At 26.6% G+C, this 12,744-nt stretch carries 11 protein-coding genes and 2 pseudogenes; 7 read left to right on the top strand and 6 right to left on the bottom strand.

Annotation, left to right across the window (positions count from 1 at the left end; translation table 4 throughout):
• Window positions 1-28 precede the first annotated feature (28 nt).
• The 5 genes from AACK91_RS08555 to AACK91_RS08535 all read right to left on the bottom strand — a co-directional run bounded on the left by AACK91_RS08555 (window position 29) and on the right by AACK91_RS08535 (window position 8,315).
• On the bottom strand, window positions 29-1,582 hold the full coding sequence (locus tag AACK91_RS08555) for a hypothetical protein (protein ID WP_338965871.1): 1,554 nt from the start codon (window positions 1,580-1,582) through the stop codon (window positions 29-31).
• A gap of 190 nt (window positions 1,583-1,772) precedes the next feature.
• The gene (locus AACK91_RS08550; protein ID WP_338965871.1) at window positions 1,773-3,326 is read right to left on the bottom strand and encodes a hypothetical protein; all 1,554 of its coding nucleotides are present in this window, start codon (window positions 3,324-3,326) and stop codon (window positions 1,773-1,775) included.
• A 190-nt stretch (window positions 3,327-3,516) separates the two neighbouring features.
• Window positions 3,517-5,070, bottom strand: a complete 1,554-nt coding sequence (locus AACK91_RS08545) for a hypothetical protein (RefSeq protein ID WP_338965871.1) — start codon at window positions 5,068-5,070, stop codon at window positions 3,517-3,519.
• Between the two features lie 190 nt (window positions 5,071-5,260).
• A complete protein-coding gene (locus tag AACK91_RS08540) occupies window positions 5,261-6,814 on the bottom strand; it encodes a hypothetical protein (RefSeq protein WP_338965871.1) in 1,554 nt (517 codons plus the stop codon).
• 190 nt (window positions 6,815-7,004) lie between these two features.
• Window positions 7,005-8,315: a hypothetical protein gene (locus AACK91_RS08535; protein WP_338965869.1), complete on the bottom strand. Its 1,311-nt coding sequence runs from the start codon at window positions 8,313-8,315 to the stop codon at window positions 7,005-7,007.
• A gap of 7 nt (window positions 8,316-8,322) precedes the next feature.
• Here AACK91_RS08535 and AACK91_RS08530 point away from each other — a divergent pair, with 7 nt between their 5' ends.
• The 3 genes from AACK91_RS08530 to AACK91_RS08520 all read left to right on the top strand — a co-directional run bounded on the left by AACK91_RS08530 (window position 8,323) and on the right by AACK91_RS08520 (window position 8,986).
• Window positions 8,323-8,478, top strand: a complete 156-nt coding sequence (locus AACK91_RS08530; RefSeq protein WP_338966611.1) for a hypothetical protein — start codon at window positions 8,323-8,325, stop codon at window positions 8,476-8,478.
• Between the two features lie 107 nt (window positions 8,479-8,585).
• Window positions 8,586-8,735 (top strand): hypothetical protein, encoded by a 150-nt coding sequence (locus tag AACK91_RS08525; protein ID WP_338965867.1) that lies wholly within the window; start codon window positions 8,586-8,588, stop codon window positions 8,733-8,735.
• Window positions 8,735-8,986: a hypothetical protein gene (locus AACK91_RS08520; protein WP_338963620.1), complete on the top strand. Its 252-nt coding sequence runs from the start codon at window positions 8,735-8,737 to the stop codon at window positions 8,984-8,986. The genes AACK91_RS08525 and AACK91_RS08520 overlap by 1 nt, the downstream gene beginning before the upstream one ends.
• Window positions 8,987-9,416: 430 nt before the next feature.
• On the opposite strand, the gene AACK91_RS08515 is transcribed toward AACK91_RS08520, so the two are convergent.
• Window positions 9,417-10,379 (bottom strand): IS1/IS1595 family N-terminal zinc-binding domain-containing protein, encoded by a 963-nt coding sequence (locus AACK91_RS08515; RefSeq protein WP_338963247.1) that lies wholly within the window; start codon window positions 10,377-10,379, stop codon window positions 9,417-9,419.
• Between the two features lie 303 nt (window positions 10,380-10,682).
• On the opposite strand from AACK91_RS08515, the pseudogene AACK91_RS08510 reads away from it, so the two are divergent.
• The 4 genes and pseudogenes from AACK91_RS08510 to AACK91_RS08495 form a co-directional block, all read left to right on the top strand.
• Window positions 10,683-11,117 (top strand): annotated as a pseudogene (locus AACK91_RS08510) (DUF3627 domain-containing protein).
• Between the two features lie 151 nt (window positions 11,118-11,268).
• Entirely contained in the window at window positions 11,269-11,472 is a 204-nt protein-coding gene (locus AACK91_RS08505) for a DUF2649 family protein (protein WP_338963585.1), read from the top strand.
• Complete coding sequence (locus AACK91_RS08500) at window positions 11,472-12,485, top strand: hypothetical protein (RefSeq protein WP_338965866.1); 1,014 nt, start codon at window positions 11,472-11,474, stop codon at window positions 12,483-12,485. Before AACK91_RS08505 ends, AACK91_RS08500 begins: the two co-directional genes overlap by 1 nt.
• Window positions 12,478-12,738, top strand: a pseudogene (locus tag AACK91_RS08495) (hypothetical protein); the annotation flags it as partial. The gene AACK91_RS08500 and the pseudogene AACK91_RS08495, both read left to right, overlap by 8 nt.
• Window positions 12,739-12,744 lie beyond the last annotated feature (6 nt).

The following is a 12,744-nucleotide window of genomic DNA, read 5'->3' as shown; positions in this document are numbered from 1 at the left end:
AAGAACTTTCTTGCTTTTTAAGTTAATGTTATTTTTTAGTAAATTCTAATGTAAATAATGTTGATGTTCACCCAGTATAATAAACGGCATTATTTGTCCCAAAAGTTAGATCAAAGTTTCAAACCGCACCACGACGTAATGAAAAAGTATCTTTTGTATCATTTAAAGTAACATCATGACCACGTTTTTCTCAATCACCTGTTGTAAAAATATCTAATCCTGATAAGCCCTTGGCCTCAGAAGACGCTTTAAAATCATCGATTAAAATTCTTAAAACCTTTTGATATTTGTATTCTGATAAAGCTGAAATTTTATTAAAGACAGCTTCACTAAGATGTCAGACCCCAGAATTTTGATTTGATTCGAGACGGAAATGTTTATAAAAAGCTGTTACCAATTTTCCATATTCCAGTAATTTTTTATCCAAACCATCTTTTGTAATTTCAACTTGAACTTTTAATGCTTCACCACCATTCATAACTGCTCCCGATAATGGGAATCCAAAAACTAACACTTTTGATAAATTAACATTAAAATAAGCTAAATTTAAACTATTATGTCCTGTATTAAAAATATTAACTAATGAACGATAAAATGTAACAAAGTTTTCTGGTGTAATTTTATCTGGTTGATAACCCATTCCGGCTCAAACATAAGAAGCTGTTTTCTCATTTACGACATCAACACCATTTGTAGTGTTATTAATAGCACTTGTTAATAATGTTAATAACGTTAATGAATCATTATATTTAATACTTCCAACAAGGTCTGTTAACTCAAGATCTCCCTCAACAGCTTTTTTTAATTTTGCAAAAATAATATTATCTAAATCACGAAAGCCTTGGGTATAGTTAACATTAAAATTATCATAAATATCTTTAAAACCCTCAGTTTTATCAATTTGGAATGTTCCTTCTTTAACGAAGAAATTTACAATTACTTTCGAAAGTTTTTGAACAACACCTGTTAAAACATCCCCTATTGTTTTTGAATCATTAGTAATAACATATTGAATAAAGTAATTTGAAGTAGCTGCTAAATTTTTAAAATTAACCTTAAAATTAAAACTAAAATCTAATCGCGTTGCTTTAATATCTTTAACAGCCGGATTATTTGCTAACTTTGCTAATTCTTCTGTATCAATAAAATTTAAATTATATTTTAAACTATCCTCAGATAAATCAATTGGTTTAGTATCAATGTAATAATTTGAATAATCATTAATAATTTGCTGACTCACATTATTAAAAACAGCCATAAAACTAGTTTTTAAAATTTGTAAAGCACCTGCAACTTTAGGATCACTTTGATCTAATGCTTTACTTTGTGTCGTTTTATCAACCATAGTATATAACTCATCAAATTTTGTTTGATAATCTTTACTATTAATTGTATTTTTAGTACGAACATATTCTAAAAATGCATTTGAAACCCGTTGCGAAATTTTATTTAAAGTTTCAGCATCTTTATGGCCTCCAAAATCTGGATCATCTGGTTGTGGCATCTGATGACAACCAACAATTGTGCTAGCTCCTGTTACAGAAAACGCAGAAACACCCAATAACGCCAATAATTTTTTCATTTTTTAACTCCTTTTCACAAAATCTGTTGCTATATTAATATTATACTGAAAAAAACAAAAAAACAAATGGTCCCACTGATAAAACGCGGCAAAATTGCGGCCTACACATCTGGTGCATACTATCTTTAAAATTCTTTAACATAATATTAAAATAAAAAAAGCAAGAACTTTCTTGCTTTTTAAGTTAATGTTATTTTTTAGTAAATTCTAATGTAAATAATGTTGATGTTCACCCAGTATAATAAACGGCATTATTTGTCCCAAAAGTTAGATCAAAGTTTCAAACCGCACCACGACGTAATGAAAAAGTATCTTTTGTATCATTTAAAGTAACATCATGACCACGTTTTTCTCAATCACCTGTTGTAAAAATATCTAATCCTGATAAGCCCTTGGCCTCAGAAGACGCTTTAAAATCATCGATTAAAATTCTTAAAACCTTTTGATATTTGTATTCTGATAAAGCTGAAATTTTATTAAAGACAGCTTCACTAAGATGTCAGACCCCAGAATTTTGATTTGATTCGAGACGGAAATGTTTATAAAAAGCTGTTACCAATTTTCCATATTCCAGTAATTTTTTATCCAAACCATCTTTTGTAATTTCAACTTGAACTTTTAATGCTTCACCACCATTCATAACTGCTCCCGATAATGGGAATCCAAAAACTAACACTTTTGATAAATTAACATTAAAATAAGCTAAATTTAAACTATTATGTCCTGTATTAAAAATATTAACTAATGAACGATAAAATGTAACAAAGTTTTCTGGTGTAATTTTATCTGGTTGATAACCCATTCCGGCTCAAACATAAGAAGCTGTTTTCTCATTTACGACATCAACACCATTTGTAGTGTTATTAATAGCACTTGTTAATAATGTTAATAACGTTAATGAATCATTATATTTAATACTTCCAACAAGGTCTGTTAACTCAAGATCTCCCTCAACAGCTTTTTTTAATTTTGCAAAAATAATATTATCTAAATCACGAAAGCCTTGGGTATAGTTAACATTAAAATTATCATAAATATCTTTAAAACCCTCAGTTTTATCAATTTGGAATGTTCCTTCTTTAACGAAGAAATTTACAATTACTTTCGAAAGTTTTTGAACAACACCTGTTAAAACATCCCCTATTGTTTTTGAATCATTAGTAATAACATATTGAATAAAGTAATTTGAAGTAGCTGCTAAATTTTTAAAATTAACCTTAAAATTAAAACTAAAATCTAATCGCGTTGCTTTAATATCTTTAACAGCCGGATTATTTGCTAACTTTGCTAATTCTTCTGTATCAATAAAATTTAAATTATATTTTAAACTATCCTCAGATAAATCAATTGGTTTAGTATCAATGTAATAATTTGAATAATCATTAATAATTTGCTGACTCACATTATTAAAAACAGCCATAAAACTAGTTTTTAAAATTTGTAAAGCACCTGCAACTTTAGGATCACTTTGATCTAATGCTTTACTTTGTGTCGTTTTATCAACCATAGTATATAACTCATCAAATTTTGTTTGATAATCTTTACTATTAATTGTATTTTTAGTACGAACATATTCTAAAAATGCATTTGAAACCCGTTGCGAAATTTTATTTAAAGTTTCAGCATCTTTATGGCCTCCAAAATCTGGATCATCTGGTTGTGGCATCTGATGACAACCAACAATTGTGCTAGCTCCTGTTACAGAAAACGCAGAAACACCCAATAACGCCAATAATTTTTTCATTTTTTAACTCCTTTTCACAAAATCTGTTGCTATATTAATATTATACTGAAAAAAACAAAAAAACAAATGGTCCCACTGATAAAACGCGGCAAAATTGCGGCCTACACATCTGGTGCATACTATCTTTAAAATTCTTTAACATAATATTAAAATAAAAAAAGCAAGAACTTTCTTGCTTTTTAAGTTAATGTTATTTTTTAGTAAATTCTAATGTAAATAATGTTGATGTTCACCCAGTATAATAAACGGCATTATTTGTCCCAAAAGTTAGATCAAAGTTTCAAACCGCACCACGACGTAATGAAAAAGTATCTTTTGTATCATTTAAAGTAACATCATGACCACGTTTTTCTCAATCACCTGTTGTAAAAATATCTAATCCTGATAAGCCCTTGGCCTCAGAAGACGCTTTAAAATCATCGATTAAAATTCTTAAAACCTTTTGATATTTGTATTCTGATAAAGCTGAAATTTTATTAAAGACAGCTTCACTAAGATGTCAGACCCCAGAATTTTGATTTGATTCGAGACGGAAATGTTTATAAAAAGCTGTTACCAATTTTCCATATTCCAGTAATTTTTTATCCAAACCATCTTTTGTAATTTCAACTTGAACTTTTAATGCTTCACCACCATTCATAACTGCTCCCGATAATGGGAATCCAAAAACTAACACTTTTGATAAATTAACATTAAAATAAGCTAAATTTAAACTATTATGTCCTGTATTAAAAATATTAACTAATGAACGATAAAATGTAACAAAGTTTTCTGGTGTAATTTTATCTGGTTGATAACCCATTCCGGCTCAAACATAAGAAGCTGTTTTCTCATTTACGACATCAACACCATTTGTAGTGTTATTAATAGCACTTGTTAATAATGTTAATAACGTTAATGAATCATTATATTTAATACTTCCAACAAGGTCTGTTAACTCAAGATCTCCCTCAACAGCTTTTTTTAATTTTGCAAAAATAATATTATCTAAATCACGAAAGCCTTGGGTATAGTTAACATTAAAATTATCATAAATATCTTTAAAACCCTCAGTTTTATCAATTTGGAATGTTCCTTCTTTAACGAAGAAATTTACAATTACTTTCGAAAGTTTTTGAACAACACCTGTTAAAACATCCCCTATTGTTTTTGAATCATTAGTAATAACATATTGAATAAAGTAATTTGAAGTAGCTGCTAAATTTTTAAAATTAACCTTAAAATTAAAACTAAAATCTAATCGCGTTGCTTTAATATCTTTAACAGCCGGATTATTTGCTAACTTTGCTAATTCTTCTGTATCAATAAAATTTAAATTATATTTTAAACTATCCTCAGATAAATCAATTGGTTTAGTATCAATGTAATAATTTGAATAATCATTAATAATTTGCTGACTCACATTATTAAAAACAGCCATAAAACTAGTTTTTAAAATTTGTAAAGCACCTGCAACTTTAGGATCACTTTGATCTAATGCTTTACTTTGTGTCGTTTTATCAACCATAGTATATAACTCATCAAATTTTGTTTGATAATCTTTACTATTAATTGTATTTTTAGTACGAACATATTCTAAAAATGCATTTGAAACCCGTTGCGAAATTTTATTTAAAGTTTCAGCATCTTTATGGCCTCCAAAATCTGGATCATCTGGTTGTGGCATCTGATGACAACCAACAATTGTGCTAGCTCCTGTTACAGAAAACGCAGAAACACCCAATAACGCCAATAATTTTTTCATTTTTTAACTCCTTTTCACAAAATCTGTTGCTATATTAATATTATACTGAAAAAAACAAAAAAACAAATGGTCCCACTGATAAAACGCGGCAAAATTGCGGCCTACACATCTGGTGCATACTATCTTTAAAATTCTTTAACATAATATTAAAATAAAAAAAGCAAGAACTTTCTTGCTTTTTAAGTTAATGTTATTTTTTAGTAAATTCTAATGTAAATAATGTTGATGTTCACCCAGTATAATAAACGGCATTATTTGTCCCAAAAGTTAGATCAAAGTTTCAAACCGCACCACGACGTAATGAAAAAGTATCTTTTGTATCATTTAAAGTAACATCATGACCACGTTTTTCTCAATCACCTGTTGTAAAAATATCTAATCCTGATAAGCCCTTGGCCTCAGAAGACGCTTTAAAATCATCGATTAAAATTCTTAAAACCTTTTGATATTTGTATTCTGATAAAGCTGAAATTTTATTAAAGACAGCTTCACTAAGATGTCAGACCCCAGAATTTTGATTTGATTCGAGACGGAAATGTTTATAAAAAGCTGTTACCAATTTTCCATATTCCAGTAATTTTTTATCCAAACCATCTTTTGTAATTTCAACTTGAACTTTTAATGCTTCACCACCATTCATAACTGCTCCCGATAATGGGAATCCAAAAACTAACACTTTTGATAAATTAACATTAAAATAAGCTAAATTTAAACTATTATGTCCTGTATTAAAAATATTAACTAATGAACGATAAAATGTAACAAAGTTTTCTGGTGTAATTTTATCTGGTTGATAACCCATTCCGGCTCAAACATAAGAAGCTGTTTTCTCATTTACGACATCAACACCATTTGTAGTGTTATTAATAGCACTTGTTAATAATGTTAATAACGTTAATGAATCATTATATTTAATACTTCCAACAAGGTCTGTTAACTCAAGATCTCCCTCAACAGCTTTTTTTAATTTTGCAAAAATAATATTATCTAAATCACGAAAGCCTTGGGTATAGTTAACATTAAAATTATCATAAATATCTTTAAAACCCTCAGTTTTATCAATTTGGAATGTTCCTTCTTTAACGAAGAAATTTACAATTACTTTCGAAAGTTTTTGAACAACACCCGTTAAAACATCCCCTATTGTTTTTGAATCATTAGTAATAACATATTGAATAAAGTAATTTGAAGTAGCTGCTAAATTTTTAAAATTAACCTTAAAATTAAAACTAAAATCTAATCGCGTTGCTTTAATATCTTTAACAGCCGGATTATTTGCTAACTTTGCTAATTCTTCTGTATCAATAAAATTTAAATTATATTTTAAACTATCCTCAGATAAATCAATTGGTTTAGTATCAATGTAATAATTTGAATAATCATTAATAATTTGCTGACTCACATTATTAAAAACAGCCATAAAACTAGTTTTTAAAATTTGTAAAGCACCTGCAACTTTAGGATCACTTTGATCTAATGCTTTACTTTGTGTCGTTTTATCAACCATAGTATATAACTCATCAAATTTTGTTTGATAATCTTTACTATTAATTGTATTTTTAGTACGAACATATTCTAAAAATGCATTTGAAACCCGTTGCGAAATTTTATTTAAAGTTTCAGCATCTTTATGGCCTCCAAAATCTGGATCATCTGGTTGTGGCATCTGATGACAACCAACAATTGTGCTAGCTCCTGTTACAGAAAACGCAGAAACACCCAATAACGCCAATAATTTTTTCATTTTTTAACTCCTTTTCACAAAATCTGTTGCTATATTAATATTATACTGAAAAAAACAAAAAAACAAATGGTCCCACTGATAAAACGCGGCAAAATTGCGGCCTACACATCTGGTGCATACTATCTTTAAAATTCTTTAACATAATATTAAAATAAAAAAAGCAAGAACTTTCTTGCTTTTTAAGTTAATGTTATTTTTTAGTAAATTCTAATGTAAATAATGTTGATGTTCACCCAGTATAATAAACGGCATTATTTGTCCCAAAAGTTAGATCAAAGTTTCAAACCGCACCACGACGTAATGAAAAAGTATCTTTTGTATCATTTAAAGTAACATCATGACCACGTTTTTCTCAATCACCTGTTGTAAAAATATCTAATCCTGATAAGCCCTTGGCCTCAGAAGACGCTTTAAAATCATCGATTAAAATTCTTAAAACCTTTTGATATTTGTATTCTGATAAAGCTGAAATTTTATTAAAGACAGCTTCACTAAGATGTCAGACCCCATAATTTTGATTTGATTCGAGACGGAAATGTTTATAAAAAGCTGTTACCAATTTTCCATATTCCAGTAATTTTTTATCCAAACCATCTTTTGTAATTTCAACTTGAACTTTTAATGCTTCACCACCATTCATAACTGCTCCCGATAATGGGAATCCAAAAACTAACACTTTTGATAAATTAACATTAAAATAAGCTAAATTTAAACTATTATGTCCTGTATTAAAAATATTAACTAATGAACGATAAAATGTAACAAAGTTTTCTGGTGTAATTTTATCTGGTTGATAACCCATTCCGGCTCAAACATAAGAAGCTGTTTTCTCATTTACGACATCAACACCATTTGTAGTGTTATTAATAGCACTTGTTAATAATGTTAATAACGTTAATGAATCATTATATTTAATACTTCCAACAAGGTCTGTTAACTCAAGATCTCCCTCAACAGCTTTTTTTAATTTTGCAAAAATAATATTATCTAAATCACGAAAGCCTTGGGTATAGTTAACATTAAAATTATCATAAATATCTTTAAAACCCTCAGTTTTATCAATTTGGAATGTTCCTTCTTTAACGAAGAAATTTACAATTACTTTCGAAAGTTTTTGAACAACACCCGTTAAAACATCCCCTATTGTTTTTGAATCATTAGTAATAACATATTGAATAAAGTAATTTGAAGTAGCTGCTAAATTTTTAAAATTAACCTTAAAATTAAAACTAAAATCTAATCGCGTTGCTTTAATATCTTTAACAGCCGGATTATTTGCTAACTTTGCTAATTCTTCTGTATCAATAAAATTTAAATTATATTTTAAACTATCCTCAGATAAATCAATTGGTTTAGTATCAATGTAATAATTTGAATAATCATTAATAATTTGCTGACTCACATTATTAAAAACAGCCATAAAACTAGTTTTTAAAATTTGTAAAGCACCTGCAACTTTAGGATCACTTTGATCTAATGCTTTACTTTGTGTCGTTGGCATCGTGTAAGTGAAGTGCAACAAATCAACTCAGAAAGGAGTTGATTTTTTAATGGAAAGAAAACATTATTTTATTTTACGGTCCTTAGTAACTAAGTATGGAAAAGATAATGTTATTAATACGGTAAATAATATTGTAATTAATAATGAAAAAGAAGATGAATAAATTATCCGCGTAATTTATTAGCGGTAATTTATTCAATATAGTTTATTTTGAGCGTAGCGAACACGCGAAGCGTGCCGCGAAAATTAGATTTTTAGGAGGAATAAGTTATGCCAGTTTGATTAACGACAATTTTTAGTGTTGTTATTATACTAGGTATTTTTGCGTGAATTGGTTTATCAATTTATCAAAAAATTCGCCAAATTCGAGGAAAGAAAAAAGATAAAAAAGAAATTGAAAATAAGGGGGATAAAAAATAATGTTAGGTATGTATTTAACAACAGCAATTAATTTTTTAGCAGTTGGTGATAAACCTACTATTTCAGATGGAATGGGTTCTATTTGAAGTGGTTTAGGGCAAGCAATGATGAAAGTTAAAGAAGCAATTTATGCTGTATTACCACAATTAATGACCTTTTTAGGTGATGCGTGAATTATTTTAATTCCATTTGGTATTTTTGTTATCATTAAGATTTTAAACTTTTTCCGTGTTATGGTTAAAGTATTTTAATATTTATTATTACTGATCATATATCTTAGCTATGGCACACTAGCTTTTATGTGAGTTGATTAAATAATTTTGTTGTTTATTTTTGTATTACACACTGTCTATAAGTTATTATTGAAATTATTAGTAATGAAATAATTGTTTTAAAGTAGGATTTAATAAAAATAAGAATATTTTTATTAAGGGTCATATTAATAGTGGTTTTGGAATATAAATTTTTATAATATTCTTTATAAATATATCTACTTTCTTTTTAAAATTTGTAGGCAGTGTGTAGTGCAAAAATATCAATTTAATTATAAATGATTAATTTTATATTTTAATAACTATTATCTTTAATTTTGTCGAAAACTCTTGATGAAATAAAAAAAATCATCAATATGACAATTTGAAAACTAATTTTGTGTAAGATTATGATTTTGCTTTAAATTTTTTAAACGTTAAAATATAATACCGTTGATTGTTGGTTTGGTGTTAAACCTTTGTGTTGGTATTTTCATTTTCAGAGCTTTAAATAATTTTGAATATTAGTGAAACCCAAACCATGATAATGAATTAAGGCTTCTTTAAGACTGGATTGTAATTTACTAATCTTATTTAACTTTTGATAACTAGTATCAGGGTTTGTACTAGTTTTGGTGGAATATAGAGTAGAATTTGTTTGTTTTGCTACTAATAAATATAGTGGTTGCATATCAGAAATAATTATTGATTTTTCTTTAATTAGTTGCTTATTCATATTTTCAATAATCCATTGTTTTTGTAATCTTTTGGTATTGGTGGATTGAACAAAAATATTATTATTGCTATCAACTGCCATTTGAATACAGCATTTGGTATCAGTTGAAAATGGATCGAGATGAGTTTTTCGTTTATCAAATTTATCTTTAAAATTGCCTTTATGAATTTCTTTAATAAATGTTTCATCCATTTGGATTTGACCATTTAATTTTTTAAATTTTAACTGTGTATTTTCTAATTGTTTTGATTGCATTAATTTTTGTCGATTATATCAAGCGGTTTTTGGGGTTGTTTTAATAAAACGAGAAATTATTTTACTAGATTGTCCTAACAATGAAATTTGAATTAATAAATTTCACTGTTCATAATTTAAATGACTTCAATAAGTAAAATGATGACGAAATGCATCAAAACTAGCACGACATTTTTTACATAAATATTTTTGTTTTCCTTCGGAATTATGACCATTTTTAACACAATGAAAAGATTTGCAATTAGGACATATAATGCCTTTATCTCTAAATTTTTGATCAATTTCATTTAAACGTTTTTGTTTTTTAATTAAGTCTGCTTGTTGTTTTATTTTTTCATAAAATTCTAAAAATTGATCATCTGTTAAGCTATTTATTAATTCTGTAATTATTTTTTTCATCATTTATTTACCTCTATATATTAAAAATATACCTAATTTTAGGTATATTTTATAAATATCAAGAGTTTTCGACAAAATTAAAGACTATTATTAAAAATTAAATAGTATTTTTCAGTGTGTCAATTTTTATTATTTTATATATTTAACATTGTTAATAACATTGTTTATTAAACATTAAATAAGCAATATATAAACATTATGTATAACATTGTTAATAATCAGTGTTTTTATCAATAAGTAAACAATATATAAACATTAAATATAACATTGTTTATTAAATAAATATTTAGTTAGGAGTTGATAAAATTGAGTAATTTTGTTAAGAAAAATCAAAATATAGAAAATTATTTTATTCGTAAAGAGTTGATAGTTTTTGAAACAAAAAAAGCAATTTTTATAAATTTACCTAATCATAATCGTCATATTGGTTTTTGGTTGAGTAATAAATTTATTTATCCGAGTGAAAAACACTCAGAACAAGTAGCAATCGGTTTGATTTATGATAATTCTTATCGTATTGTAAAATATGATGAAAATTTAAAACGTCATGTGTGAAAATATTTAACTGGAGCAGAACTAATCAATTTGTATAATCAATACAAATAAAATTATTTTACACAAATGAAAAAAGCAATATTTCCTGGTGAACCTCAAAAAGTAAAAACAACTAACAATAATTTAACAAATTGAAGTGATGAAAAAGTAGATAAATTAATTAATGACTTGAAGGACTTAAATTAATGGGTTTATATGATTATTGAGTTCAATTTGTTAGTTATATTATTGGTTCAAATGCTCCTGAATTTTTATATGTCATATCATTTGTATTATTTATCGTTTTATTTTTGGTGATGTTTTTTAAACTTATTCAGAAAATGTGGAGTTTTTAAATATGCAAAATGATTGAGAAAAATTAAAAGAGTTTTTTATTTATGTATTTTTGTTTATAGATAAAACGAATGTTGAAATTATTACAACTTGAAATTTAACTCAAAATGAATATTTAACTCTTATGATTGGTATTTGAATTGTGATTTTATTTTTAACGTGGTTTTTATTGTGAATGGTTTTTAAAATAGTTGGGTATTTTAAGTAATGAAAAAATTTATATTTTTCTTAAAAAATTATTGTTATATTGGTGGTTCAATGATTTTGTTTAGTTTAATTGATTTATTACTTTGAATAATTTCATTAAATTATACCGGTTTAGTATTTTGATTATTGTTTGCTTTGCAATGTGTTTATTTTGTCTGATGAGTTTGAAAAAACATATTTTATCAGTTGAGTGCTTTTCGTTTAGTTAATTTTGTTTGAGATAATCCGTTATCAGTAATTATTGGTAAGTTAGGGACGGGAAAAACTTTACTTTTAACTTATTTGTCAGAAACAATGAAATTATTAACGGATAAGATTTATAGTAATTATCCGTTAGAAGATGATAAAGTTAAAGTTTTAACATTTAAAAATTTAGATTTTACAGATAGAACAAAACCAGTTCCCCCAGATGATAGTGTTATTTTATTTGATGAAAGTTATTTATATATTGATGGAACTAGTCCCCACGATGAGAAAAAAGTTCGTAGTGGTAAAATTCCGTGAATTGTATTAGCAAGACATTTTGGTAATCGTGCTTTATTTACTGCTCAGCGTGAGGGTATGATTTGAAATAATATTCGACAATTAGCAAGTGGTATTATTATTCCAATTTCATTGAAAAAACCTATTGCTAAAAAAGGATTTAATTTTTTTAATCGTTTCTTTATTATGCGAATTGGTATTTTTCAAGATATTACAGATTATGAAATTTGAAAAACAAAATCAGTAGAACGAACAGCCGAAGGTAAACGAGCAAAACATAAGTCGGATGTTGGGTTAGGAATTCTGTTTTTTAAAATAATTATTCCATTAGAATTTGCACAGAAATATGATAGTAAATGATTAAAGTTTGTTCGTGATTTAAAAAATGATGAAATAGTTAATTATAAAGAATATTATTGGTCAGAAATTACTAAATTAAGTGTTAAAGAGCGTTTAGCATTGTTTGATATTGATATTTTGAAAAAAAATTTAAAACCTAAAAAAGAAAAAGGAAGTGATAAAGATGATTAATTTATTATCAGAAAGTAATAATTGAGATAAGATTTTTAGTTTTATTTTTGATGTATTTTTGTTTATTTTTGATGTAATTTGAAATACTAAATTACCAATGACAAATACAACTATTGCTTATTTTATTATCTTTTTTATGGTTGTTAAGTTATAAATTTATGCTATCCACGGAACAAGAACACAATATAATGAATTAGGTTCAACTGTTAAAAACAATACATCAAAATTGTATGCTTCAACAGTACGTGGTGTTAAAAAA

This window comes from Spiroplasma endosymbiont of Sarcophaga carnaria, from assembly GCF_964019595.1.
GTDB lineage: Bacteria > Bacillota_I > Bacilli_A > Mycoplasmatales > Mycoplasmataceae > Spiroplasma > Spiroplasma poulsonii.
This window is presented reverse-complemented; position numbering and strand designations above follow the sequence as displayed.